Below are 24,273 nucleotides of genomic sequence, written 5' to 3' on the forward strand. Positions count from 1 at the left end.
GTGGGGGCCCGGCGGATGCGCCGGGCCTGAGCGGGCCCTCCCCTGGACCTCACCCCGGTCCACGTGAGCAGAGTGTCCTTCGGGGCGGCGCGCTGCACGCGGGGTGGCCCATTGGGCTGACGCCCCGGACCGCCGCCGGCTCTCAGAGAATGACGTGGGGCAGGAAGCGGGCGTACTCGTCCGTGATCAGACCCGACGACTCGCGGATGCCGAGACCGGCCGCCTCGTTCTCGACGACCCACGCTCCGAGCACCACACGGTTGCCGTCGAAGTCGGGCAGCGGGGCCAGCTCCTGGTAGCAGAGGCGCTGTTCGCCCGTGGCCGGAGCGGGGGCCGCGCCCGGCCCGTGGACCGTGACGCCCGCGCCCTCGCGGCCGAGCAGCGGCTTGGCGACGTACCCGGGGCCGTCGGCCGCGGCCAGTTCGCGCGGGCCGTCGAGGTACGCGGCGAGCAGGTTCGGATGGCCGGGGTAGAGCTCCCAGAGGATCGCCAGCAGCGCCTTGTTGGAGAGCAGCATCTTCCAGGCCGGCTCGATCCAGCAGGTGGTGCCGGTGCCGCCGCCGTTGTCGAGGGTGTCCAGGACGTGCGGGCCGAAGCGGTCGGTCGTCAGCCACTCCCACGGGTAGAGCTTGAAGCAGCTGCGGATGAAGCGCAGACGGCCGTCGACGAAGCGGCCCGAGAGCCGGTCCCAGCCGATCTGTTCGACGGACAGCGCCTCGGTGGCGATGCCGGCCTGCTGGGCGGTCTCGCGCAGGTACGCGACCGTCATCAGGTCCTCGCCGAGCTCGTCGCCCTCCGAGTGGACGAAGTGCAGCGGCCCGGGCGGCAGGAGCGGCGCCTGGCGCCGCCACGCGTCGACGAGCCGCTCGTGCAGGGAGTTCCACTGGTCGGCGCCGGGGAAGCGCTCCTCCATCCAGAACCACTGCGGGCTGGCCGCCTCCACCAGCGAGGTGGGCGTGTCGGCGTTGTACTCCAGCATCCTGGCGGGGCCCGTGCCGTCGTACCGCAGGTCGAACCGCCCGTATACGGAGGGGAGTTTGGCCCGCCGGTGCCAGGAGGCGGCGACGCGCGAGGCCAGTCTCGGGTCCGTGATGCCGAGGTCGGTGAAGCGGTCGTGTTCGACGATGTACGCGGCGGCGGCCAGGCACATGGCGTGCAGTTCCTCGACCACCTCCTCCAGCGCCTCGACCTCGGGCAGCGAGAATTCGTAGTACGCGCTCTCGTCCCAGTACGGGCGCAGCGACCCGTCGGGGAAACGGGTCAGCGGATAGACGAGGCCCTGCTCCTCGACGGTCCGCTGCCAGTCGGGGCGGGGTTCGATCGTGTGTCGCTTCATCGGTGCGTACCCGGGGTGCCTGGAGATTCCACGGTCCGTCAGCCGCCGCCGGAGCCCGAGCCGGAACCGAAGCCGCCGCGGTCGACCGCGGACTTGTCGAAGCTGCCGTCCGTGACCTTGCCGGTGCTGACGCGGCCACCGTAGTAGTACCTGCCGGTGCCGTTGCCGTCGTCGTCGCACTTGTAGTCGGGCAGCACCTTGTGGGTCTTCGGGTCCACGCACCGCCGGTCGGGCTCCGAGCCGCAGGCGGTGAGCGTCGCCGCGAGGACACCCATGCCGCCGAGCAGCACGGTGCCCGACCTCAGTTTGCGCCGTCGTACCGCCATGTTCCGGCTCCTTCCCCGTCGTTCGAACAGGTCCTCCGGACCGTCCGCCAGACTAGAGGGCCCGCTTCCGCCACCGGAACCCGGTGCGCGATCCCTTCCCCCCTAGAGTCGTTTTGTGCTCCTTGGGATGATCTGCGCGCTCTGTTCGGCGGTCTGTATCGGTACGGCCTCCGTCCTCCAGGCCGTCGCGACCCGCGCCACGCGGCCCGGCACCGGCAGCGGAATCGACGTGACGCTGCTGCTGCGCTCCCTGCGCCAGTGGCGGTACACCGTCGGTCTCGCCCTCTACGGCCTCAGCTTCGCGCTCCAGGTCGTCGCCCTGCTCACCCTTCCCCTCTACGCCGTCGAGGCGGCCCAGGCCGCGAGCCTCGCCGTCACCGCGGTGGTCGCCGCCCGTGTGCTGGGGGTCCGCCTCAGCCGTACGGAGTGGGGCGCGGTGGCCGCGGTCTGCGCGGGCCTGGCGGTGCTCGGGTTCTCCTCCGGCGCGGAGGGCGGGAGCGGGGGCCCGCCCGCCCTGCGGTACGTCCTCCTGGGCGTCGCGTGCGCCGTGCTGCTCGCGGGCGCGCCGGCGGGCCGCCTGCCCGGCCGGTCCCGCGCCCTGGTCCTGGGGTTCGGCGCGGGCACCGGCTTCGGGGTGGTGTCGGTCTCGGTGCGGCTGCTCGACGGCCCGACGCCTCCGGCACTCGTCGCCGACCCCGCCGCGTACGCGCTGCTGCTGGCCGGCGGCGCGGCGTTCCTGCTGCTCGCCTCGGCGTTCCAGCGCGGTTCGGTGACCACGGCGACGGCGGGGATGGTGGTGGGCGAGACGGTCGGCCCGGCCGTGGTGGGCGTCGTCTGGCTCGGCGACCGTACGCGGGACGGCCTGGCGGTGGCCGCGGTCGTGGGGTTCGTGGTGGCGGTGGCGGGGGCACTCGCCCTGGCCCGGTTCGGCGAGGCGGCGGTCGGCGCGGTGGCACAGGAGACGGCCCCGGCCCCTTCCACGGAAGACTGAGGCCGAGACGGGGGCCGAGACGGGGATCGAGGCCGAGACCGAGACCGAGGCCGCCGACCGGGAACGCGCAGGGGTGGTTTATCGTTCACCCTTACGTGGGGCGGAACGAGACGCCGGCAGGCGAGCGCCGTACCCACACCCCCATACGGCCCCGGTCGGTCCCCCCGTCCGGCCGGGGCTCCCCCTCCCCCTCCCCCTCGGCCCGGTGCGAGCCGTCACCCACGGCTCACGGCAGCGCCCGGCACAGCGCGTCCAGCGCCCCCGCCCACGCGCTGTCCGGCGGTGTCCCGTACCCGATGACCAGGGCGTCCCGGTCCCGCTCCACCGACGGATGCCGGAAGCTGTCCACGCCGTGCAGCGCGAGCCCCTGCCACGCCGCCGCCTGCACCACGGACCGTTCCGTGCCCGCCGGCAGTTCGAGCACCGCGTGCAGCCCCGCCGCGATCCCCGTCACCCGTACGTCCGGGGCCCGCTCCGCCAGCGCCGCCACCAGCTGGTCGCGGCGCCGCCGGTAGCGCAGCCGCATGGAGCGCACATGGCGGTCGTACGCCCCCGAGGCGATGAACTCCGCGAGCGTGAGCTGGTCCGGCGCGCTCGACGCCCAGTCGACCGGGCCCTTGGCGTCCGCCACCTCCTCCACCAGCTCCCGGGGCAGCACCATCCAGCCCAGCCGCAGCCCCGGCGCGAGCGACTTGCTCGCCGTCCCCAGGTAGACCACGCGTTCCGGATCGAGCCCCTGGAGGGCGCCGACGGACTGCCGGTCGTAGCGGAACTCCCCGTCGTAGTCGTCCTCCAGGATCAGTCCGCCCGTACCGCGCGCCCAGTCGACGGCGGCCGCGCGCCGGTCCGGATGCAGCGCGACCCCGATCGGGAACTGGTGGGCCGCCGTCAGCAGCACCGCCCCGGCGCCCCGCAGCTCCCCCGGTCCCCCCAGCTCCCCGGTGCGCGAGCCGAGCCCGTCGCACCCCAGCGCCGGGGTGCGCAGTCCCGCGTCGGTGAGCAGGTTCCGGTGGACGTCGAGGCCGTACGACTCCACCACCACCTCCCGGACGCGGCGCTTCCTCAGCACCTTCGCCATGAGCAGCAGCCCGTGTGCGAAGCCCGAGCAGATGACGACCCGGTCCGGCGTGGCCCGTACGCCGCGCGCCCGCGCCAGGTACGCGGCGACGGCGGTGCGCAGTTCGACGCGCCCGCGCGGATCGCCGTACCCGAAGGCGTCGTGCGGCGCGGCGGTCAGCGCGCGTCTGGCCGCCTTCAGCCACTCGGCACGCGGAAAGGACGCGAGGTCGGGGGCGCCGGGCAGGAGGCTGTACGCCGGTGTGCGGCGGGCACCGCGCCGGGGCGCGGCGGCCGGCCGGTCGACGGCCTGCTGGGGGGCGGCCCGCTGGGCGACCTGCGTGCCCGAGCCCTGGCGGGCGGTGAGCCAGCCCTCGGCGACCAGGCCGGCGTACGCGTCGGCGACGGTGTTGCGGGCGATGCCGAGGTCGGCGGCGAGCGAGCGGGAGGACGGCAGCCGGGTGCCGGGGGCCAGCCGGCCCGTGCGGACGGCTTCGCGCAGGGAGTCCATCAGGCCCGTACGCAGCCCGCGGCCGCTCAGCTCGACATGGAGGTCAACACCGTGAGTGGCCCACGAATCTGTCACGGAAATGGACCATACCGGTGGGCCGGCGGCCCCGTAGCGTCGTCCCCATGAGCACAGACACGACGACGGCAGACACGAACGCCACGGCCACCGGGTACGCCCACGAGCACCCGCCCCGCCTGGACTGGGCGAAACTGGCGCCCGATGTCTACAAGGCCATGATCGCGTTCGAGATCGCGGCGAAGAAGGGCCTCGACCCCGTCCTCGTCGAGCTGGTCAAGATCCGCGCCTCGCAGATCAACCGCTGCGCCTTCTGCATCGACATGCACGCCAGGGAAGCGCTCGCCGCGGGCGAGTCGGCCGAGCGGATCATCCAGCTCACCGCCTGGGAGGAGTCCCGGCACTTCTACACGGAGCGGGAGGCCGCGGCGCTCGAACTCACCGAGGCCGTGACCGTCCTGACGGACGGGTTCGTGCCCGACGCGGTGTGGGAGAAGGCCGCCGAGCACTTCGACGAGGCCCAGCTGGCCCGGCTGACGGCCCTGATCACGGCCATCAACTCCTGGAACCGGTTCGGCGTGACGACCCGCATGGTCCCGGGCCACTACACCCCGGGCGCCTTGAAGCACTGACGCACGGCGAGGGGCCCGCTGCCGGTACGGGCAGCGGGCCCCTCGCCCCGCCTCGGCCGCCGCTCACTTCGCCGGCATCCAGGCCTTCCACGTCGACTCGTTCGCCTCGACCCACTTCTCGGCCGCGGCCTCGGGCGCCATCTTCTCGTCCGCGATCATCAGGGCGACCTCGTTCTGCTGCTCGGTCGTCCACCTGAAGTTCTTCAGGAACTCCGCCGCCCTGCCGCCCTTCTTCGCGAAGTCCGCGTTGAAGAACTTCTGGAGCGGCGTCTTCGGGTAGCCGCAGGCGATCTTCTCCGGGACGGCGTCGCAGCCTTCCCTGTACGCGGGCAGCTTCACCTCGACCATGTCGATCTCGGCGTTCAGCCACTGCGGCGTCCACCAGTACGTCAGGAACGGCTTCTTCGCCTTGGCGTACTTCTGCATGGCCGTGATCTGGCTGGCCTCGGAGCCGGCGTAGGTCGTCTTCAGGTCCAGCTTCAGGTTCTTGATGAGCGCGTCGTCGTTGGTGACGTAGTCGGGCGATCCTTCGAGGAGCTCGCCCTTGCCGCCGCTCTCCGCGGTCCGGAAGTCCTCGGCGTACGTGTTGAGGTTCTTCCAGTCCGTGACGTCCGGGTGCTTGTCGGCGTAGTACTTCGGCACGAACCAGCCGATGTGCCCGGTGACACCGAGGCCGCCGCCCCTGACGACGGTCTTCTTGGTGTCGACGTACCGCTTCTCCTCCTCGGGGTGGCCCCAGTCCTCCAGGATCCCGTCGATGTTGCCCCTCGACAGCGCGTCCCACGCGAGGACCTCGCCCATCTGCTGGGTCCTGACCGTGTAGCCCAGTTCCTCCTCCAGGAGGTACGCCGCCACAGCGGTGTTGGCCTGGGCCCCGACCCACGACGGGACGGTCAGCCTGACGGTCTTCGTGCCGCCGACGACGCTGCTCCTGCCGGTCTCGGCGGCTCCGCACCCGCTGAGCGCGAGCAGTCCGAGGGCGGCGGCGCAAGCGGTGGCCGTACGGAGTTTCCGCGTGTTCGTGCGCATGGTGAGGGGGTCTCTCTTCTCTGGCGGGGAGGGCGGCGGAGGCGGGCCGGCGGGCGGTCAGCCGCGGGAGCGGGCGCGGGCCGTGCCGGGCTGGGTGAGCCGGTCGAGCACGAGTCCGAGGCAGACGATCGCCGCGCCGGCGGTCATGCCGACGCCCATATCGCCGCGCGAGAGGCCCTTCACCACGTCGTAACCGAGCGCGCCGCCGCCGACGAGGCCGCCGACGACGACCACCGCGAGCACCAGGACCACGCCCTGGTTGACGGCGAGCTGGAGCGCCGGGCGGGCCAGCGGCAGCTGGACCTGGAGGAGCTGCTGCCGGGGGCTCGCGCCCAGGGAGCGTGCGGCCTCCAGCGCGGACGGGTCGACGTCCCTGATGCCCCGGGTGGTGATGCGGACGACGGCGGGCAGCGCGTACACGACGGCCGCGATGATCGCGGACGCGCGCGTGACGCCGAACAGCGCGACCACCGGGATCAGGTACACGAACTGCGGCATCGTCTGCATCGCGTCCAGCACCGGCCGCATCCACCGCTCGAAGCGCCCCGCCCGCGCCGCCGCGATGCCGAGCGCGAAGCCCAGCAGCAGCGTCACGACGAGCGCCGCGATCACCTGGGAGAGCGTGTCGAGGGACTTCGTCCATACGCCGAGCACGCCGACGGCGCCCATCGCGAGCGTCGAGGTGAGCGCGGTCGCCCACGACCCGGCCAGCCACGCCAGAGCGGCGACGAGCAGCAGCAGCGCCCACCAGGGCAGCCAGACCAGGCCGTCGCGCAGCGGGTTGAGCACCCACAGCGTGAAGTTCTCCGACCAGACGTCCGTGCCGCCGAGGACCGGGATGCCCGAGGCGAGGTGCTCGGTGGCCCAGTCCTGGGCCCTGTTGACGGGTGTGGAGATGTCGTACGTCCAGCCTTGCGGCCAGGTCCGCGCCGACAGCGCGCGGCCGGCCGCGGCGGTGGCCGCGGTGACCGCCGCGACCAGCGCCCAGCCGCGCCATCCGTGCAGCAGCCGGGAGCCGCCCGGCGCGGCGGTGCCGAGCCGCTCGCCCGCCGCCGCGGTGGTGCGGTCGAGCCAGACCGCGATCAGCACGATCGGGACGCCGGCCGAGAGCGCCTTGCCGACGTCGACCGTGGACAGCGCCGAGTAGACCTCCTCGCCGAGGCCGCCGGCGCCGACGAGCGCCGCGATGACGACCATCGAGAGCGCCATCATGATCGTCTGGTTGAGGCCGAGCAGCATCTCCTTGCGGGCCAGCGGCAGCCGCGCCGTCCACAGCCGCTGCCATCCGCTCGCGCCGAGCGAGGCCGATGCCTCCAGGACGCCGGCGTCGGCGCCGCGCAGCCCGAGCGCCGTGAGGCGGGCCATCGGCGGGGCGGCGTAGATGACCGTGCAGAGGAGGGCCGCGGGCGTACCGGTGCCGAAGACGAGCACGAACGGCAGCAGGTAGGCGAAGGCCGGCATGACCTGCATCGTGTCGAGCACCGGGCGCAGCATCCGGTGGAAGCGGTCGGAGAGTCCGGCCACCAGCCCGAGCAGGATGCCCAGTACGGAGGCGAGCGCCACGGCCACGACCATCAGCGCGATGGTGAGCAGCGTGGCGTCCCACATGCCGAGCAGCCCGCAGACGGTGAACACGACGGCCGCGGTGCCCGCCGTCTTCGCGCCGCGCCGGCCGAGTCCGGCGGCGCGCCATGCGAAGAGCACCGCCAGGGCGGCGAAGCCCGGCCAGCCGAGCGCGTTCAGGCCGTGGTAGACGGCGGAGACCGCGTCGGTGGCGGTGTTGGAGAGGTGCAGCAGGAAGTACAGGAAGAGGGGGTGGGTGTCGCGGTGGTCGATGACCCACGCGTTGGCGTCGTCGAGCGGACCCGACACGTCGACGGTCAGGCCGGCGGGCCAGCCGCCGCCGCCCCACAGCACGGCGCCGAGCGGTACGAGCACGAACGCGGCGACGGCGAGCGCGAGCAGCTTCCGGCCGGCCCGGTGACGTACGGCAGCGGCGAACCGGCCCGGTGCGCCCCCTGCCGCCGCCTTGTCCTCCACGGGCGCGGTGACGACCGCCGTCATGCGGTGACCGCCTTCGTCGTGCCCAGGCCCGCGACGACGGCGAGCAGCCCCTGGTGGTCGACGATGCCGACGCAGCGCCCGTTCTCCATGACGCGGGCGGGCGCACCGGTGCGGGCGACGGCCTCGATGGCGGCCGAGACGGTGGCGTCGGGAGAGACGGACACACCGGTCTCGGTCTCGCGCGCGTCGTCGGCGGGGCGCATGGCCGAGCGTACGGTCATGACCTGCTCGCGCGGTACGTCGCGCACGAAGTCCCGCACGTAGTCGTCGGCGGGCGCGCCGACGATCTCCTCCGGGGTGCCGAGCTGCACGATCCGGCCGTCCCGCATCAGCGCGATCCGGTCGCCCAGCCGCAGTGCCTCGCTCAGGTCGTGGGTGATGAAGACCATGGTGCGTCCCTCCTCGTGGTGCAGGCGGACGACTTCTTCCTGCATGTCGCGGCGGATCAGCGGGTCGAGGGCGCTGAACGGCTCGTCGAAGAGCAGCACTTCGGGGTCGACGGCGAGGGCGCGGGCCAGGCCCACGCGCTGCTGCTGCCCGCCGGAGAGCTGACCGGGCCGGCGCTCCTCCATCCCCGCCAGGCCGACCTTCCCGACGACCTCGGCGGCCTTGGCGCGCCGCTCGGAGCGGCCCATGCCCTGGATCTCCAGGCCGTAGGCGACGTTGTCGAGGACGGAGCGGTGCGGCAACAGGCCGAAGTGCTGGAAGACCATGGAGGCGCGGTGGCGGCGCAGTTCGCGCAGCCGCGTCCGGTCCATGGACAGGACGTCCTCGCCGTCGATGGCGATGGCGCCGGAGGTGGGCTCGACGAGCCGGGTCAGGCAGCGTACGAGGGTGGACTTGCCGGAGCCGGACAGCCCCATGACGACGAAGACCTCCCCCTTGCGCACGTCGAAGGAGACGTCACGCACGGCGGCGGTGCAGCCGGTGCGGGCCCGCAGCTCGTCGGCGGACAGTTCGGCGCAGTCCGTGTCGGCGGGTATTCGGTCCGCCTTCGGTCCGAACACCTTCCACAGGTTCTTTACGGAGAAGACCGGTTCGGCGGCGTTCGTCTGTTCAGGAGCGGTCATCACGCATCACCTCCCGGTGCAGTTGTCGAGGCAAGCAGTTCGGCGCACTTCTCCCCGACCATCAGGACCCCGATCATCGGGTTCACGGCGGGCATCGTCGGGAAGACGGAAGCGTCGGCGATGCGGATGCCGTCGAGGCCGCGGACCTTCAAGTCCGGTGACACCACGGCGCGTTCGTCCCAGTCGGCACCCATGCGGCAGGTGCCCGCCGGGTGGTACACGGTGTGCGCGACCTTGCGGGCGTACTCACTGATGTCCTCGTCGGAGGTGACCTCGGGCCCGGGGCAGACCTCGCGCTTGAGCCACTTCGCCAGCGGCTCGGACTTGGCTATCTCGCGGGCGATGCGGATGCCGTCGACGAGTGTCCGGGCGTCGTAGTCGTCCTCGTCCGTGAAGTAGCGGAAGTCCAGGGCGGGCTTCACGGACGGGTCGGCGCTGGTCAGGAAGAGCCGGCCGCGGCTGTGCGGCTTGGGGATGTTCGGGGTCATCGACACGCCGTGCTCGGGCCGCTCGTAGCCGAGGCGCTCGGGGTTGTCGGTGAACGGGATCTGGTAGAAGTGGAACATCAGGTCCGGGCCGCGGCTCGCCGCGTCGCGCCGTACGAACAGGCCCGCGTCGGAGTCCATCGCCGAGTTCTCGGGTATCGGCCCGTCCGTCTCCCAGACGATGACCGACTCCGGGTGGTCGAGCAGGTTCTCGCCGACGCCGGGCAGGTCGTGCACGACGGGTATCCCGAGCGCTTCGAGGTCGGCCTTCGGACCGATGCCGGAGTGCAGCAGCAGCCGCGGGGTGTCCACCGCGCCCGCGCAGAGCAGCACTTCGCGGCCGGCCTCGACGAGGACTTCCTCCCCGTCCTTCGTCCGGACGCGCACACCGGTCGCCCGGGTCCCGTCGAACTCCAGCTTGTACGCCCAGGTCTCCAGCATGATGTGGAGGTTCGGCCGGTCGAGGAAGGGGTGCAGGTACGCGACCGAGGCGGACGAGCGCTTGTTGTCCTCCGGGTGGTACGCGAGGTCGAAGAAGCCCACGCCCTCGTGGAAGGGCTCCTTGTTGAACCCTTCCACGCGCGGCACGCCGAGGGCGCCTCGCGCGGCGTCGACGAAGTCGCGGGCGATGGCGTTCCGGTCCTTCTCGTCGACCGGCACGATGTTGTTGCGCAGCTTGTGGAAGTACGGCGCCATGGAGGCGGCGTCCCATCCCTCGGCGCCGGCGGTCGCCCACTCGTCCCAGTCGGACGGCAGCGGCTGGAAGGCGATGAGGGTGTTGTGCGAGGAGCAGCCGCCCAGGACGCGGGCGCGGCTGTGCCGGATGTGGGAGTTGCCGCGCGGCTGCTCGGTGGTGGGGTAGTCGTAGTCGAGCTCACCGCCCAGCAGGCCCATCCAGCGGCGCAGCGTGAGGACTTCGGGACGGTCGACGTCGGAGGGACCGCCTTCGATGACGGCGACGCGGACGGACGGGTCCTCGGTGAGCCGGGACGCGATCACCGAACCCGCGGTTCCGCCGCCGACGACGACGTAGTCGTATACGGGCATGGGTTGCTGCTCCTCTTCGTGCGGGGCGCCACAAAGTGCTGTCGCGTAATGGGGGGAGGGAGGGTGCGGGGGGCCTCAGCCCGCGAACCAGCGCACCGGGCGCGGTTCCAGGTTCTGGTAGACGTGCTTGGCCTCGCGGTACTCGGCGAGTCCGGCGGGCCCGAGCTCGCGCCCGATGCCCGACTTGCCGAAGCCGCCCCACTCCGCCTGCGGCAGGTAGGGGTGGAAGTCGTTGATCCACACGGTGCCGTGCCGCAGCCGCCCCGCGACGCGCCGCGCGCGCCCGGCGTCGGCCGTCCACACGCCGCCGGCCAGGCCGTACTCGGTGTCGTTGGCGAGGGCGACGGCCTCGTCCTCGGTACGGAAGGTCTCCACCGTCAGGACCGGCCCGAAGACCTCCTCGCGTACGACGCGCATCTCGCGGTGGCACTGGTCGAGGACGGTCGGAGCGTAGAAGTAGCCGTCGGCCGGCCGTACGTCGGACGGTTCGGGCCGGGCGCCGCCGGAGCGCAGGACCGCGCCCTCCTCCAGCGCGGAGGCGACGTACATCTCGGTCTTCGCCAGCTGCTGCGCGGAGACGAGCGGCCCGCACTCCACGCCGTCGGCCGTGCCGCGGCCGAGGCGGATCTTCGCGGCCCGGCGGGCGAGTTCGGCGACGAAGCGCTCGCGCACCGACTCCTCGACGATGAGCCGGGAGCCGGCCGAGCAGACCTGGCCGCTGTGGATGAAGGCGGCGTTCAGGGCCTGGTCGACGGCGGTGTCGAAGCCCTCCTCGGTCGCGCAGGCGTCGGCGAAGACGACGTTGGGGTTCTTGCCGCCCAGCTCCAGCGCGACCTTCTTGACGGTGACGGCGGCGGCCCGCATGACCTTCGTACCGCTGGCGAGGCCGCCCGTGAACGAGACGAGGTCGACATCGGGGTGCTCCGCCATGCGCGCGCCGACGGGGTCGCCCGCACCGGTGACGAGGTTGGCGACACCGGCCGGAAGCCCTGCTTCGGCCAGCAGTTCGATGAGCGCGACGGTGGTCAGCGGAGTGATCTCGCTCGGCTTGACCACGAAGGTGTTGCCCGCGGCCAGGGCCGGGGCGATCTTCCAACTCGCCTGGAGCAGCGGGTAGTTCCAGGGTGCGATGAGCGCGCAGACGCCGACCGGCTCGTGCACGACGACACTGTGGATACGAGGCGATCCGGCGTCGACGACCCGGCCGCCGCCCTCGCCCACGACGAGGTCGGCGAAGTAACGGAAGGCGTCGCTCACGCAGTCCACGTCGACCCGGCCCTCTTCCAGGGTCTTCCCGGCGTCACGGCTCTCCAGGAGCGCGATCTCCTCGCGGTCCCGCTGGAGCAGCCCGGCGACGCGCCGCAGCAGCGCGGCCCGCTCGGCCACCGGGGTGCGGGGCCACTCGCCCGAGTCGAACGCGGTACGGGCCGCCGCCACCGCGGCGTCGACGTCCGCGGCGCCTCCCTCGGCGACGACGGCGAAGGGCTTGGCGTCCGCGGGGTCGATGATCTCGCGCGTGGCACCGGAAGTGGCCGCCTGCCACTTTCCGCCCACATGAATAGTCTGCTGTCCCGACACGTCGCGTTTCGCCTTCCGTTCCCGATATGTTCCGCCGATAAGGACCGGCGATCGAGAGCCCTCCCCCCATAGGCGAGAACCATGCGCAACGGATGGCCGAAAGTGCTCCGCATCACGAACATTACGTATCGCAAGCGATCAAAATGTGTCATCGGGAGCGAAGTGATCGATCGCCGTATCCAGGATCTCCCGCTGCAACGGCCACTGGGTGGCGGGTGCCGCCACGATCACGGCGTACAGGTCACCGTCGGAGGCGGGGAAGACCCGCTGGAAGAGCGACGCTTCCCCCTCGCAGCCCAGCTCACGCACGGAGCGCGCGGGCCCGTCCGGCAGCGCGCCGCCGCTCCCGTCGGTGAGCACCTTCCAGCCACTGGCGTAACTGCGCCCCAGCGTCGCGAGCGAGCGCCCGAGGGAACCGGGGGTGTGGGCGAGCGCCCGGGCGGCCTTCCCGAACCAGCTGTTGTTCCGGTGCCGGTGGGCGATCCGGTCCGCCTCCTGGAACAACTGGCGCACGGGCAGCAGCACATGCGGCGCCACCTCCAGCATCAGCATCCCGCCCTGGGTGTGGACCCGTACGAAGACCGTGACCACGACCTCTTCGCTCCAGCCCCCCACCCGGATCCGCAGGAAGTGCCGACGGCTCTCGCCGCCTTCCTCGACCGAGCCGCTCCGGTGGGTCGCGAAGCTCTCGGAGCCGTACGGCGCCCGGTCGCGGCGCGTGATCCCGGTGGCCGGGAGGAAGACGCACTCGTCGGTCCGGAGTTCGCGCAACCGGTCCCGCACGGCGGCCGCGCGCTCCGGCGATCCGTGCGGCGAGGGGACACGGAGGCTTTCGACGAGGGGGACGATGCGCCTGATGATCTCCGCGTTGTCGATCGCCTGGGGGGCGCGGTCCGTACGGTCCGTACGCGGACGGAGCTCGACGGAGAGATTCCACGGCTGGTACGACCGGCCCGCGCCGCAGAAGGGATGGGAGGGGTTGTACATGACCAGCGGGGCGTGCTGCTCCTCCCTGATGCGCTGCCCGAGCCGGCCGAAGCGGGGCCCGGAGGAACGCTCGGCGGGATCGGCCGCGTGGTCGGGGAACCGGCGGGGGGAGAGTTCACCGGTCAGAGTGCGGGCGAACTGCCCCCGCTGGAGCGCCACGACGGCGGCGAGGATGGCGAGCAGCGCGAGGATTCCCCCGGCGGAATGCGAGTCGACCTGCGGAGCGACGTGGGTGAACAGCTCCATCAAGGCGTCCGAGTAGCTGTCCGAGACCCCGGGCCCACTGCTTCCGCCGGGCCGGATATAACTGCCGTACCCGTCTTCCCCCCCGTCGGCCTCTTTCCCTTCGAGGGCCGTGTCGACCAGCGTCAGGAGGACGCTGACGAGCATGAACCGCCCGTACCAGCGCAGGAAGAACGCCGGGATCCGCCGGTACAGCGGCATCCGGCCGCCGTGCCCCCGAGCCACCCGGCGAGGCTGAGCACGAGGCAGGGCATCACGAGCGCGAGGAACATGCCTTCGGTCAGCAGGACCGCGAAGATCCACAGGGCCACGACCCCGGCGGCCCAGGTGAGTTCGGTACGCCGCGCGCGCAGCGCGTGCGCGAGGACGCGGGCGGCGTCGAAACCGTACGACGGGGCGGCGATGCGTTCTTCGTGCACGTAGAGCTCGTCGATGACCGCGTCCCGGTAGCCGGGGTCGAGGTACACCCCGGCGCACAGCAGCCGGCTCGCTTCGCTCACGGCGGGCTGCGCAGGGGGCCGGCCCAGCAGATCGTCCTGCCCGCCGTCGGACTGCGCGGGTAACGCCGTCTGAGTCATCGTGCCCCTTGGCCGGTCGAACTGCCCGCGGGAAAAGGCGAGTCAGGAAGGAAAGGGACGACACTGCAGACCCATCGCGGCGCATGTGGCGACACCCGATCAGGCCGGCCGCTCACCACCAGGGCATGGACGAGGGCCTTCCGGCCACATGACGACGCCCCCGGCGGCCGGTCGGACCGGCTGCCGGGGGCGTCGGCGCGTATCCGCGAAACGCGAAACGCTGAACACGGGGATCGGGGATCAGATCAGGCCGAGCTCGCGCACCGCGTCGCGCTCCTCCTTGAGCTCCTGCACCGACGCGTCGATGCGCGCGCGGGAGAACTCGTTGACGTCCAGGCCCTGGACGATCTCGTACGTGCCGTCCTTGCAGGTGACCGGGAAGGAGGAGATGAGGCCCTCCGGGACGCCGTAGGAGCCGTCCGACGGGATGCCCATCGACGTCCAGTCGCCGGCCGCCGTGCCGTTGACCCACGTGTGGACGTGGTCGATGGCGGCATTGGCGGCCGAGGCGGCCGAGGACGCGCCGCGGGCCTCGATGATCGCCGCACCGCGCTTGGCGACGGTCGGGATGAAGGTGTCGGCCAGCCACTGCTCGTCGTTGACGACCTCGGCGGCGTTCTTGCCGGCGATCTCCGCGTGGAAGATGTCCGGGTACTGGGTCGCCGAGTGGTTGCCCCAGATGGTGAGGCGCTTGATGTCGGAGACCGGGGCGCCGGTCTTCTTCGCCAGCTGCGACAGCGCGCGGTTGTGGTCCAGACGGGTCATCGCGGTGAAGCGCTCGGCCGGTACGTCCGGGGCCGCGGCCTGCGCGATGAGCGCGTTGGTGTTGGCCGGGTTGCCGACGACGAGGACCTTGATGTCGTCCGCGGCGTTGTCGTTGATGGCCTTGCCCTGCGGCTTGAAGATGCCGCCGTTGGCGGACAGCAGGTCACCGCGCTCCATGCCCTTCGTGCGCGGGCGGGCGCCCACGAGGAGGGCGACGTTGGCGCCGTCGAAGCCGACGTTCGGGTCGTCGGTGATCTCGATGCCCTGGAGCAGCGGGAAGGCGCAGTCGTCGAGCTCCATGGCGGTGCCCTCGGCGGCCTTCAGACCCTGCGGGATCTCCAGGAGACGCAGCTTGACCGGCACATCCGCGCCGAGCAGGTGGCCGGAGGCGATGCGGAAGAGCAGCGCGTAGCCGATCTGGCCGGCCGCGCCGGTGACGGTGACATTCACGGGAGTGCGGGTCATGGCGATCTCCGTAAGACAGCTGGCGGTGGGGGTCCCTGCCCCTCGTTGCTGGACATCCCCGGTACGCCCCGACTCCGACACCGGTCCGGCGGCTGAATCTTGACGTGAAGAGATATCCAGCGGTCAGGCTATCCGACCCGGGGGGCGACGATCTCCCGACCCCGTGTGGTGGAGCGCACATCCCCCGAACGCGGGCGGCCGCCCGCGCGGGAGGGGGAAGCGCGGGCGGCCGCCCATCGAGGTGCCGCGCACCCGTGGGGGGATGCCATGCGCCTTCCCCGTGCGGGCGCGGGCATTCCCCCTCTTCGCCGGCTATTTTCACCGGCTATTCCTGGGGGGTGCAGCCCTTCACGCCGGACGTCAGGGTCGCGCACGCCTTCACGTCACCGGCCTCGGTGACGGCGAGCATGGGGGTGTACGCGTCCTTGTCCGCGTCGACCAGGCCGTTCTGTTCCCTGGCGGTCCCGGCCCCCGTGATCCGCACCGTGTCGCCCGCTGCCGCCCGGGTGATACGCGCCCACGCCGCCCCGCACGTCTTGCTGTACCGGACCTCGACGAGGGAGGTGCCCACGGTCGCGCTGGCCGTCGTCCTGGCGAACCCACCGCCGCAGCCCATGGCCTCCGGGTCCTTGCCCGTACAGGCGTCGCCGCTGCACTCGACGCCCAGGGGCAGTTCGGGGGCCGAAGTGGCCGGCCGGGCCGTCGGCTTGTCCTCCAGGACGAGGTCCTCGCCCCCGCCCCCGCCCTCGCCGCCGAGGTCGGTCAGCAGTACGGCGGCCGCTATGACCAGGAGCGCGCCCACGGCGCCCGCCAGGAACATCGTGACCCTCCGGTGTCCGCGCCGGCCGTCCGGCGAGCCCGGACCCGGCCCCGGACCCGGCACTGTCCCCGCGCCCCGCCCCGGTCCCCTGCCGGTCTGCTGCTGCGGTATGCCGAAGCCCTGCGGCGTACGCCCGCCCGGGCCCGTGCCGGCGGAGCCCGCGCCGGGGCCCGTTCCCGTACCGGCGGAGCCCCGGCCCGCGGCGGGGGCGGCCGGGTCGGTGGCGGTGCGCCGGCCCGGTCCGCCGCCCATGGCGGGCGCGGCGGTCCGGCCGGACTCGCCCAGCGCGGCGCGCGCCTGCGAGACGCGGATCGCTTCCATGGTCATGTCGTGGCGCATCTCGGAACGGCTCCACGCGCGTTCCGCGAGCTCCCACATGGTGGTCAGGTGGACCGCGTGCGTACCGGTCACCTCGGCCAGCGCGAGGACCGCGCCCTGGGGCGCGAGCAGCCGGCCGTTCAGATAGCGCTCCCAGGACGTCTTGCTGTAGCCCGTCCGGTCCGCCACCGCCGAGACGCCGAGTCCGCTCCGGTCGACCAGCCGGCGCAGCTGACCGGCGAACTCCTTGACCTGTGGGTCGAGCTCCTCCGGCAGATCCTTCCAACGAGGCATAACTTCCCCCTTGTCCCCCCGTACGTGCCTGACGTGCCCCGTGCTCTCGTGCCCCCCTGCCGGACCCTTCACGGTCCGTGGTCCGCACTACCCAGAGGGATGCGCGAAGCCAGGATGGCAGTTCCTGCGGCAGGAGCGCACGGGAGCGTTCGGGATGCGGCGTGCTCCCCTTGCGCGCCCCTCCCGGGTTCCCCGGAGCATCGGCCCATCGTGGCGGCGGCCGTGCGCGGGCTCGGCGCGGACGGCCTCGGGGAGCCGGACTCCCCCGCCCCTACCGCACCGTGAAGCGGACCGCCGCCTCCAGGAACGGGAACTCCAGCCACGGTCCGGGCTGGGCCATCATCGCGAGCAGCACGATGACGGTGCCGAGCAGGCCGTACGTCGCCATGTCGGTGAAGCGCGAGCGCACGGCCAGCATGCCCACGGACGGGACCAGCCGGCGCATCACGGCGCCGGAGATCAGGGCCAGGCCGATCAGCAGCGTGCCGATGCGGAAACCGATGTCGAACGCGTCGACCGCGACGAGGAACAGCCCGAGCCCGGTCGTGCCCAGGACGGTCAGGAACGGCCACTGCCGGACCGGGGCCGCGGCGTCCCCGGACGCGGCCCGCTCGCCGCCCTCGGGCCGCGCGGTGTCCCGGGTGAACATCGGGAAGCGCCGCGTGGTCCGGACGGGCCCGTCCGGGCCCGGCGCGCTGACGACGCCCTTGGCCGTCGGTTCGGCCTCTTCCGCGTCGCGGGGCTCCTGCGAGCCGCGGGGTTCGTCCGTGCCGGGGGCCTCTTCCGCGGCCCCGGTGCCTTCCGTGTCGCGCGCGACCGCCTCCACGGCGGCGTCCCCGGTGGCGGCCGGGTCGTCCGGGCTTGTACCAGCAGCCATGGGTGGCGCTTCCTTCCCGCTCAGCTCGCGGCGGAGTCGGCGCCGGCGGCGGCGCGCTCCGCCGCCTCGACGACGTTGACCAGCAGCTGGGCGCGGGTCATCGGGCCGACGCCGCCCGGGTTCGGGGCGACCCAGCCGGCCACCTCCGCGACGCCCGGGTGGACGTCTCCGACGATCTTGCCGTCCTCGTCCCGGCTGACGCCGACGTCGAGCACGGCCGCGCCCGGCTTGACGTCCTCGGGCTTGATCAGGTGCGGCACACCCGCCGCGGCGATGACGATGTCCGCCTGCCTGAGGTGCGCGGACAGGTCGCGCGTGCCGGTGTGGCACTGCGTCACCGTCGCGTTCTCGGACTTGCGGGTCAGCACCAGCGGCATCGGGCGGCCGATGGTGATGCCGCGGCCGACGACCACGACGTTCGCCCCGTTGATCTCCACACCGTGGTGACGGAGCAGCTGGACGATGCCGTACGGCGTGCACGGCAGCGGGCCGGGCTCGCCGATCACGAGCTTGCCGAGGCTCATCGGGTGCAGGCCGTCGGCGTCCTTGGCCGGGTCCATCAGCTCCAGGACGCGGTTGGTGTCGATGCCCTTGGGGAGCGGGAGCTGGACGATGTAACCCGTGCACTCCGGATTCTCGTTGAGCTCCCGCACCACCGCCTCGATCTCCTCCTGGGAGGCGGTCGCGGGCAGTTCGCGCTGGATCGACGCGATGCCCACCTGGGCGCAGTCGCGGTGCTTGCCCGCGACGTACCACTTGCTGCCGGGGTCGTCACCGACCAGCACGGTACCGAGCCCGGGGACGACGCCCTTGGACTTCAGAGCCGCCACGCGGGCGGTCAGGTCGGACTTGATCGCGGCTGCGGTGGCCTTGCCATCGAGAATCTGGGCGCTCATGCCCCCATCCTCGCGGATGGACCCGTCCGGGTTCCAATCAGGCCCCGGCGGCCGGACGCGCCCACGGCCCCCGGACTGCCCCGGCGCGGCCCCGAGGTTGCACTTGCACAACACATACGGATACCCGCTGGACAAGGAGACGAGTGGCCTACGACGATGATCCGCGCAGTGCCGCGGGCAGCGGCGGGGGGCAGAACCGGTCTGTTGGGCAGAGTTCCTTCCGCGCCGGCCGCGTCGTCCCCAGCACTTCCAACGGAGGAACCCCGCCATGAGCTTCGGCGACCCGAACAATCCGTACGCCCAGGGTCAGCAGGGCGGCCAGCAGGGCCAGCCCGGCTACGGCTACCCGCAGCAGGCCCCCCAGGGCGTGCCGCCCCAGGGCCAGCAGCCCGGTTACGGCTACCCGCAGGCTCCGCCGGTGCAGCAGCAGTACGGCGGCTACCCGGGCGTGCCGCAGGAGATGCCGGGCGGTGTGAAGGCCGCCCGCGTCATGCTGTACGTCATCGCGGGCTTCCAGGTCATCGGCGCGATCCTCTTCGGGCTCACCGCCGTCACCATCAGCGCGGCCAAGAACGAGCCGTCGCTCAGGAACGACGTCCAGTTCCAGGACCTGGCGGACATGTCGTCCGGCGCGCTGTGGGGCGGCACCGTCCTGGTCCTGCTGTGGGGCGTACTCGCGATCTTCCTCGCCGTGAAGTTCGGCAGCGGCGGCAACGGCATCCGCATCACCACCATCGTGTTCGGCGCGATCACCGCTCTGCTCGGCATCTACCCGTTCATCCTGGTCGGCCTGGTCCACACGGTCCTGGCCGTCCTGATCATCGTGTTCCTCGCCAAGTCCGACGGCGAACAGTGGTTCAACCGCCAGCGCGCGTAACGCGTAGGGCGCACCCGGACGGCGAAGGCCGCAATCCCGTGGGGGATTGCGGCCTTCCGTCGTCCCTCAGTGGAAGAAGTGGCGCGTGCCGGTGAAGTACATCGTCGCGCCCGCCTTCTTCGCGGCCTCGACGACCTGCTCGTCACGGACCGAACCGCCCGGCTGGACCACGGCCTTGACCCCGGCGTCCAGCAGGATCTCCAGCCCGTCCGGGAACGGGAAGAACGCGTCGGAGGCGGCGTACGCCCCCTGCGCGCGCTCCTCGCCCGCGCGCTCCACCGCGAGCTTCGCGGAGTCGACGCGGTTGACCTGCCCCATGCCGACGCCCACCGACGCGCCGCCCTTGGCGAGCAGGATCGCGTTGGACTTCACGGCGCGGCAGGCGCGCCAGGCGAAGGCCAGCTCGGCGAGTTCGGCGTCGGAGAGCGCCTCGCCGGTGGCGAGCGTCCAGGTGGACGGGTCGTCGCCCCCGGCCTGGAGCCGGTCGGTGACCTGGAGCAGCGCGCCGCCGTCGATCGCCTTGACCTCGACGACGTCCGACGGGGCGTCGGGGCAGACCAGCACGCGGATGTTCTTCTTGCGGGCCAGCACCTCGACGGCGCCGTCCTCGTACCCCGGGGCGACGATGACCTCGGTGAAGATCTCCGCGACCTGCTCGGCCATCGCCACCGACACCGGCCGGTTGACGGCGATCACACCGCCGAAGGCGGACAGCGGGTCGCAGGCGTGCGCTTTGCGGTGCGCCTCGGCGACGTCCGCGCCGACGGCGATGCCGCACGGGTTGGCGTGCTTGATGATCGCGACACAGGGCTCGGTCTGGTCGTACGCGGCGCGCCGCGCGGCCTCCGTGTCCGTGAAGTTGTTGTACGACATCTCCTTGCCGTGCAGCTGCTCCGCCTCGGCGAGGCCGCCCGTGCCGGAGGTGTAGAGCGCCGCGGGCTGGTGCGGGTTCTCGCCGTACCGCAGGACGTTCTTGCGCTCGTACGCCGAACCGAGGAAGTCCGGGAAGCCGCTGTCGTCCGCGGCCGCGTAGTCGGCGGCGAACCAGGAGGCGACCGCCACGTCGTACGCCGCCGTGTGCTGGAAGGCCTCGGCCGCCAGACGCCTGCGGGCCGTCAGGTCGAACCCGCCGTCCTTGACCGCGTCGAGGACGGCGGCGTACCGCTCGGGGCTGGTGACGACCGCGACCGACGGGTGGTTCTTGGCGGCGGCGCGGACCATCGACGGGCCGCCGATGTCGATCTGCTCGACGCACTCGTCCGCACTCGCGCCGGAGGCGACGGTCTCCTTGAACGGGTAGAGGTTGACGACCACGAGGTCGAACGGCTCCACCCCCAGCTCCTCCAGCTGCGTGCGGTGCGCGTCGAGGCGCAGGTCGGCGAGGATGCCGGCGTGGACGCGCGGGTGCAGCGTCTTGACGCGGCCGTCCAGGCACTCGGGGAAGCCGGTGAGCTCCTCGACCTTGGTGACCGGGACGCCGGCCGCGGCGATCCTCCCGGCGGTGGAGCCGGTGGAGACCAGGGTGACGCCCGCCTCGTGCAGGCCGCGGGCCAGCTCTTCGAGGCCCGTCTTGTCGTAGACGCTGACCAACGCGCGGCGCATGGGCCGCTTCGTACCTTCGGCGGTCACTGGATAACTACCTTTCGTCCCTCGATGTGATAGCCGTTACGGGCCAGGCGCCCCACGACATCGACGAGCAGCCGTCGCTCGACTTCCTTGATGCGCTCGTGAAGAGCGGCACCACCGTCTTCGTAGTCCTCGTCCCGGACCTCGACCACGCCCTGCGCGATGATCGGGCCGGTGTCGACGCCGTCGTCGACGAAGTGGACGGTGCATCCGGTGACCTTCGCGCCGTACGCGAGCGCGTCGCGCACGCCGTGGGCCCCGGGAAAACTGGGCAGCAGGGCGGGGTGGGTGTTCACGACCCGGCCGCCGAAGCGCGCGAGGAACTCCCTGCCCACGATCTTCATGAAGCCGGCCGACACGACCAGGTCGGGCTCGTACGCCGCCGTGGCCCCGGCCAGCGCCAGGTCCCACTCCTCGCGCGAGGAGAAGTCCTTCACGCGGCGGACGAAGGTCGGCACTCCGGCGCGCTCGGCGCGTTCCAGACCCGCGATCCCGTCCCGGTCGGCGCCGACGGCCACGATCCGCGCGCCGTACGCGGCGGGGTCGTCGCCGATGGCGTCGAGCAGGGCCTGGAGGTTCGTACCGGAGCCGGAGACCAGGACGACGATGCGGGCCGGCGCGCCGGGGGCACGGGGGGAAACGGTCTGCGAAGGGGGCGGGGAGGCCACGGCGGGGCTCTTTCTCGCGGATGGTGCGGCTTGTGTGGTCGTACGAACGAATCGAGCCTCCCGATACGGGGAACCCTACGAAGACGCCAACCGTCGGCAACGATACCGGCACACCGAGCGGCCCCCACGGGACGGGTACGCGGCCGGGAGGTAGCGTCAGGGGACAGGAGTCCGTCCGCGGACGGCGACCATCCGTCTCCGGACGGGAACAGACGACACACAAGACCCTCTGTGCACCGGGTCTGAGGGGAAGACGTTCACCAGATGACGGACCGACGCCGCCGCGCGGCTCTCCGCCTCCCGCTGTCCGATACGTACGCCGGACAGCGGGGTTCTCAGTTGCTGCTGCGGGAACGCCAGTCCTCGTCGACCCCGTCGCCGCAGGGGGACGACAATCCCTTCGCGCCGCCGCCCGAGGGGCGGCCCGACGAGCCGTGGCGGCCGCGCGAGCCCGCGGACGGCGGTGGCCGGGGCGACGGGGGCGAGCCCTCGCAGGGCGGCCGGTGGAGCCCCCGCCAGCCGGGTCACCAGGACGGCGGATGGGGCGGCCACCAGGGCGGCCCCGAGGGGCCGGGCGGTCCGGGCGGTCCGGGCCGCGGAAACAACACGGGGCTGCGGTGGGATCCCACGGACCCGGCGCAGCGCCGGGCGCGTTACGCGCTGCTCTCCGGCATGTGGGCGTTCTTCTTCGCGCTGTTCGACCTCCCCGAGGTCGCGCTGCTGCTGGGAGCGCTGGCGCTGTACTGGGGCATCAGCTCGCTGCGCGCGAAGCCGCGGCGGGGACAGGGCGCGGCGGCGGACGCCGTCGCACCGGCCGCACCCGCGCGGACGCCCGCGCCGGCGGCCGGCAGCACGAAGCCGCAGACGACGGCGGCGGTGAGCGGGCTGGTCACGGCGGCGCTCGCGCTCGTGATCGTGGCGACGACGTTCACGGTGCAGCTGGTCTACCGCGACTACTACACGTGTGTGCAGGACTCCCTGACCCAGTCCGCGCAGGTGTCCTGCAACGAACTGCTCCCGAAGTCCCTGCGCCCGGTCTTCGGCGTGAAGGAGTAGCCCCACGCCCCGCCCCCGCCCTACGGCGGCGGGGGCGGGGCGGACGGGGCGTCCGCCCCGCCCCCGGGCTCCTCCTCCGGCGCCGCCCCCCTCACCTCGAGTACGCCGTTGTCGTGCCAGTCCACGTCCGTACTGGCCGCGGGATCGCCGACGGGGAAGAAGTCGGCTTCGCCGTCGTACGGCCCGGCCGCGTCGTCGGCAACGGCTCCGGGCCCGTCCGGACGCCGCCACGGCGTCTCGTCCGCCCGCCGCCACCACCACCCGCGCTTCGCCGCCCCGGCCCCCTCTTCCGCCGCGTCCGACGGCAGCGTCGTCGTACCGCCCCGCGCGCGGGGGGTGCGGTCACGCAGGCGCCACGCGCGCAGGGCGAGCGCGCCCGGGACGCCCAGCGCCACCGTCCACACCAGCGCCGCACCGCCCGTACGCCACCACACCGGCCCGAACTCCGACAGCGCCCCCGTGCCCAGCGGACCGCCCGCCGGCACCGCCAGCACCGCCATCGCCACCGCGCACCCCACGCCGGCCAGAGCGGCCGCGAGGGCCGTCTCGCGGGCGGTCCAGGCTTCCTCCCGTACGGCGAAGGGGGGCGCGGCCGTGTGGACCGTGAACCACGCGACCGTGGCCGCCGCCGCGACCGGCACGGCCAGCGTCGCCCAGGCGGCCGGCGTCGTTCCCGCACCGGCCGGAACCGCCGCGAGCAGCGGAAAGTCCGGCAGCGCCGGTGTCCCCGCCACCCCCAGCGGCGTGACCGTCGCGCCCGCGCCGAGGGCGAATCCGGGACCGAGCCCGTACGCGGCGCCCCACACGGCCACGTTCGGCGCGAGCGCCAGCATCAGCAGCACGAGCGCGAACTGCCCGGACCACACCCCCGCCAGCCGCAGGAACGCCCCCTGCGCCGCCCCCGCGTGCCACACCAGTGACGCCAGCGCGACCACCGCGCCGCCGCCCAGCAGCACCACGGTCCCCGCCCCGGCGGCCCGCAGGGCGACCCGGAACCGGGAGCGCACCACGGCCTTTCGCACGCCCTCCGGCACCCAGTCCGGCAGCGGCCCGAGCGGGCGCCCGTTCGCCGTCCACACCCCGCCCGCCGCGCCCGCCGCCGCGACGACGGGCAGGTGCAGCACCGTACTGAGCACCCCGGCGGGCAGCGGCCCGCCGTACGCGTACAGCAGCGCGACAGCCCCCGTCACCGCGTAACCACCCGTAACGCCCCACCACACCACCCATGCCGACGGCCGCGGCCGCCCGCCCCGGGGCTCCAGCGCGTCGCGCGCGGTCCGGTGCGCGAGCCATACCGGCACCACCGCGAGCAGCATCGGAGTCAGCCCCACGGGCGCGGGGACACCGGACAGCGTGTCGTACCGGACGAGCTCGGCCCCGTGGGCCAGCAGCCACAGCCCGGCGGCGACGCGCAGCGCCCCGCCGGGCCCGCTGTCGGGGTACGGAGAGCTGATCCACCACACCGTCACCAGGACAGCGAGCGAACCGAGACCGAGCCCCGCGGCGACCACTCCCCGCACGAAACAGGCGGCCTGCGCCGAGGAACGGCTGTGCACGGACGGCAACCACGTACCGCGATGGGTCACTTGAGTCACCCGGACATGCTGTCAACGACACGCGCTTAATGCGTGTAACACGTGATCGACTGCCGTGTCGCTCAATA

21 protein-coding genes are annotated in these 24,273 nt (G+C 72.8%); 4 read left to right on the forward strand and 17 right to left on the reverse strand.

What is annotated here, in order from left to right; genetic code table 11:
- Nucleotides 1-142 precede the first annotated feature (142 nt).
- Nucleotides 143-1,336: a glutathionylspermidine synthase family protein gene (locus ACWDZ4_RS06595; protein ID WP_451507335.1), complete on the reverse strand. Its 1,194-nt coding sequence runs from the start codon at nucleotides 1,334-1,336 to the stop codon at nucleotides 143-145.
- 38 nt (nucleotides 1,337-1,374) lie between these two features.
- Nucleotides 1,375-1,662, reverse strand: coding sequence for a hypothetical protein (locus tag ACWDZ4_RS06600; RefSeq protein ID WP_451507336.1), 288 nt, complete (start codon nucleotides 1,660-1,662; stop codon nucleotides 1,375-1,377).
- A gap of 127 nt (nucleotides 1,663-1,789) precedes the next feature.
- Here ACWDZ4_RS06600 and ACWDZ4_RS06605 point away from each other — a divergent pair, with 127 nt between their 5' ends.
- Nucleotides 1,790-2,653 carry a hypothetical protein gene (locus ACWDZ4_RS06605; RefSeq protein WP_451507494.1) on the forward strand — a complete coding sequence of 288 codons (864 nt, stop codon included), beginning with the start codon at nucleotides 1,790-1,792 and terminating at the stop codon, nucleotides 2,651-2,653.
- 226 nt (nucleotides 2,654-2,879) lie between these two features.
- Here the strand turns inward: ACWDZ4_RS06605 and pdxR are convergent, their stop codons facing one another.
- Nucleotides 2,880-4,295, reverse strand: coding sequence for a MocR-like pyridoxine biosynthesis transcription factor PdxR (pdxR, locus tag ACWDZ4_RS06610; RefSeq protein WP_451507337.1), 1,416 nt, complete (start codon nucleotides 4,293-4,295; stop codon nucleotides 2,880-2,882).
- A 47-nt stretch (nucleotides 4,296-4,342) separates the two neighbouring features.
- Between pdxR and ACWDZ4_RS06615 the strand changes: the two genes are divergently transcribed.
- Nucleotides 4,343-4,867: a carboxymuconolactone decarboxylase family protein gene (locus ACWDZ4_RS06615; protein ID WP_451507338.1), complete on the forward strand. Its 525-nt coding sequence runs from the start codon at nucleotides 4,343-4,345 to the stop codon at nucleotides 4,865-4,867.
- A 63-nt stretch (nucleotides 4,868-4,930) separates the two neighbouring features.
- Here ACWDZ4_RS06615 and ACWDZ4_RS06620 read toward each other — a convergent pair whose 3' ends face one another.
- The 11 genes from ACWDZ4_RS06620 to ACWDZ4_RS06670 form a co-directional block, all read right to left on the reverse strand.
- Nucleotides 4,931-5,896, reverse strand: coding sequence for an ABC transporter substrate-binding protein (locus tag ACWDZ4_RS06620; RefSeq protein WP_451507339.1), 966 nt, complete (start codon nucleotides 5,894-5,896; stop codon nucleotides 4,931-4,933).
- 57 nt (nucleotides 5,897-5,953) lie between these two features.
- Nucleotides 5,954-7,960 (reverse strand): ABC transporter permease, encoded by a 2,007-nt coding sequence (locus tag ACWDZ4_RS06625; RefSeq protein ID WP_451507340.1) that lies wholly within the window; start codon nucleotides 7,958-7,960, stop codon nucleotides 5,954-5,956.
- Nucleotides 7,957-9,030, reverse strand: coding sequence for a quaternary amine ABC transporter ATP-binding protein (locus ACWDZ4_RS06630; protein ID WP_451507341.1), 1,074 nt, complete (start codon nucleotides 9,028-9,030; stop codon nucleotides 7,957-7,959). Before ACWDZ4_RS06630 ends, ACWDZ4_RS06625 begins: the two co-directional genes overlap by 4 nt.
- Nucleotides 9,030-10,562 (reverse strand): GMC family oxidoreductase, encoded by a 1,533-nt coding sequence (locus ACWDZ4_RS06635; RefSeq protein WP_451507342.1) that lies wholly within the window; start codon nucleotides 10,560-10,562, stop codon nucleotides 9,030-9,032. The genes ACWDZ4_RS06630 and ACWDZ4_RS06635 overlap by 1 nt, the downstream gene beginning before the upstream one ends.
- Nucleotides 10,563-10,637: 75 nt before the next feature.
- Nucleotides 10,638-12,140, reverse strand: coding sequence for an aldehyde dehydrogenase family protein (locus ACWDZ4_RS06640; protein WP_451507343.1), 1,503 nt, complete (start codon nucleotides 12,138-12,140; stop codon nucleotides 10,638-10,640).
- 138 nt (nucleotides 12,141-12,278) lie between these two features.
- Nucleotides 12,279-13,571 (reverse strand): hypothetical protein, encoded by a 1,293-nt coding sequence (locus ACWDZ4_RS06645; RefSeq protein WP_451507344.1) that lies wholly within the window; start codon nucleotides 13,569-13,571, stop codon nucleotides 12,279-12,281.
- Entirely contained in the window at nucleotides 13,496-13,948 is a 453-nt protein-coding gene (locus ACWDZ4_RS06650) for a hypothetical protein (RefSeq protein WP_451507345.1), read from the reverse strand. The genes ACWDZ4_RS06645 and ACWDZ4_RS06650 overlap by 76 nt, the downstream gene beginning before the upstream one ends.
- A 240-nt stretch (nucleotides 13,949-14,188) precedes the next feature.
- Nucleotides 14,189-15,178 (reverse strand): malate dehydrogenase, encoded by a 990-nt coding sequence (locus tag ACWDZ4_RS06655; protein ID WP_451507346.1) that lies wholly within the window; start codon nucleotides 15,176-15,178, stop codon nucleotides 14,189-14,191.
- Between the two features lie 325 nt (nucleotides 15,179-15,503).
- Entirely contained in the window at nucleotides 15,504-16,610 is a 1,107-nt protein-coding gene (locus ACWDZ4_RS06660; protein ID WP_451507347.1) for an XRE family transcriptional regulator, read from the reverse strand.
- A 271-nt stretch (nucleotides 16,611-16,881) separates the two neighbouring features.
- A complete protein-coding gene (locus ACWDZ4_RS06665; protein ID WP_451507348.1) occupies nucleotides 16,882-17,487 on the reverse strand; it encodes a DUF3017 domain-containing protein in 606 nt (201 codons plus the stop codon).
- Nucleotides 17,488-17,507: 20 nt separating this feature from the next.
- Nucleotides 17,508-18,383, reverse strand: coding sequence for a bifunctional methylenetetrahydrofolate dehydrogenase/methenyltetrahydrofolate cyclohydrolase (locus ACWDZ4_RS06670; RefSeq protein ID WP_451507349.1), 876 nt, complete (start codon nucleotides 18,381-18,383; stop codon nucleotides 17,508-17,510).
- 268 nt (nucleotides 18,384-18,651) lie between these two features.
- On the opposite strand from ACWDZ4_RS06670, the gene ACWDZ4_RS06675 reads away from it, so the two are divergent.
- Nucleotides 18,652-19,260 (forward strand): hypothetical protein, encoded by a 609-nt coding sequence (locus tag ACWDZ4_RS06675; RefSeq protein WP_451507350.1) that lies wholly within the window; start codon nucleotides 18,652-18,654, stop codon nucleotides 19,258-19,260.
- Between the two features lie 66 nt (nucleotides 19,261-19,326).
- On the opposite strand, the gene purH is transcribed toward ACWDZ4_RS06675, so the two are convergent.
- On the reverse strand, nucleotides 19,327-20,862 hold the full coding sequence (gene purH, locus ACWDZ4_RS06680) for a bifunctional phosphoribosylaminoimidazolecarboxamide formyltransferase/IMP cyclohydrolase (protein ID WP_451507351.1): 1,536 nt from the start codon (nucleotides 20,860-20,862) through the stop codon (nucleotides 19,327-19,329).
- Nucleotides 20,863-20,885: 23 nt separating this feature from the next.
- Complete coding sequence (purN, locus tag ACWDZ4_RS06685) at nucleotides 20,886-21,554, reverse strand: phosphoribosylglycinamide formyltransferase (protein WP_451507352.1); 669 nt, start codon at nucleotides 21,552-21,554, stop codon at nucleotides 20,886-20,888.
- A 264-nt stretch (nucleotides 21,555-21,818) separates the two neighbouring features.
- On the opposite strand from purN, the gene ACWDZ4_RS06690 reads away from it, so the two are divergent.
- A complete protein-coding gene (locus tag ACWDZ4_RS06690; RefSeq protein WP_451507353.1) occupies nucleotides 21,819-22,610 on the forward strand; it encodes a hypothetical protein in 792 nt (263 codons plus the stop codon).
- A 20-nt stretch (nucleotides 22,611-22,630) separates the two neighbouring features.
- Here the strand turns inward: ACWDZ4_RS06690 and ACWDZ4_RS06695 are convergent, their stop codons facing one another.
- Complete coding sequence (locus tag ACWDZ4_RS06695) at nucleotides 22,631-24,166, reverse strand: cell division protein PerM (protein WP_451507354.1); 1,536 nt, start codon at nucleotides 24,164-24,166, stop codon at nucleotides 22,631-22,633.
- Nucleotides 24,167-24,273: the final 107 nt, after the last annotated feature.

The sequence above is a fragment of the Streptomyces sp. NPDC003016 genome, from assembly GCF_053591455.1.

Excerpts from the sequence above, each read along its gene's own strand:
- ACWDZ4_RS06650 (WP_451507345.1), bottom strand. The coding sequence starts at position 13,948 with ATGACTCAGACGGCGTTACCCGCGCAGTCCGACGGCGGGCAGGACGAT.
- ACWDZ4_RS06665 (WP_451507348.1), bottom strand. The coding sequence starts at position 17,487 with ATGGCTGCTGGTACAAGCCCGGACGACCCGGCCGCCACCGGGGACGCC.
- ACWDZ4_RS06655 (WP_451507346.1), bottom strand. The coding sequence starts at position 15,178 with ATGACCCGCACTCCCGTGAATGTCACCGTCACCGGCGCGGCCGGCCAG.
- ACWDZ4_RS06675 (WP_451507350.1), top strand. The coding sequence starts at position 18,652 with ATGAGCTTCGGCGACCCGAACAATCCGTACGCCCAGGGTCAGCAGGGC.
- ACWDZ4_RS06670 (WP_451507349.1), bottom strand. The coding sequence starts at position 18,383 with ATGAGCGCCCAGATTCTCGATGGCAAGGCCACCGCAGCCGCGATCAAG.
- ACWDZ4_RS06625 (WP_451507340.1), bottom strand. The coding sequence starts at position 7,960 with ATGACGGCGGTCGTCACCGCGCCCGTGGAGGACAAGGCGGCGGCAGGG.
- ACWDZ4_RS06660 (WP_451507347.1), bottom strand. The coding sequence starts at position 16,610 with ATGCCTCGTTGGAAGGATCTGCCGGAGGAGCTCGACCCACAGGTCAAG.
- ACWDZ4_RS06635 (WP_451507342.1), bottom strand. The coding sequence starts at position 10,562 with ATGCCCGTATACGACTACGTCGTCGTCGGCGGCGGAACCGCGGGTTCG.
- ACWDZ4_RS06690 (WP_451507353.1), top strand. The coding sequence starts at position 21,819 with ATGACGGACCGACGCCGCCGCGCGGCTCTCCGCCTCCCGCTGTCCGAT.
- ACWDZ4_RS06630 (WP_451507341.1), bottom strand. The coding sequence starts at position 9,030 with ATGACCGCTCCTGAACAGACGAACGCCGCCGAACCGGTCTTCTCCGTA.
- ACWDZ4_RS06620 (WP_451507339.1), bottom strand. The coding sequence starts at position 5,896 with ATGCGCACGAACACGCGGAAACTCCGTACGGCCACCGCTTGCGCCGCC.
- ACWDZ4_RS06605 (WP_451507494.1), top strand. The coding sequence starts at position 1,790 with ATGATCTGCGCGCTCTGTTCGGCGGTCTGTATCGGTACGGCCTCCGTC.
- ACWDZ4_RS06595 (WP_451507335.1), bottom strand. The coding sequence starts at position 1,336 with ATGAAGCGACACACGATCGAACCCCGCCCCGACTGGCAGCGGACCGTC.
- purH (WP_451507351.1), bottom strand. The coding sequence starts at position 20,862 with ATGCGCCGCGCGTTGGTCAGCGTCTACGACAAGACGGGCCTCGAAGAG.
- ACWDZ4_RS06615 (WP_451507338.1), top strand. The coding sequence starts at position 4,343 with ATGAGCACAGACACGACGACGGCAGACACGAACGCCACGGCCACCGGG.
- ACWDZ4_RS06600 (WP_451507336.1), bottom strand. The coding sequence starts at position 1,662 with ATGGCGGTACGACGGCGCAAACTGAGGTCGGGCACCGTGCTGCTCGGC.
- ACWDZ4_RS06645 (WP_451507344.1), bottom strand. The coding sequence starts at position 13,571 with ATGCCGCTGTACCGGCGGATCCCGGCGTTCTTCCTGCGCTGGTACGGG.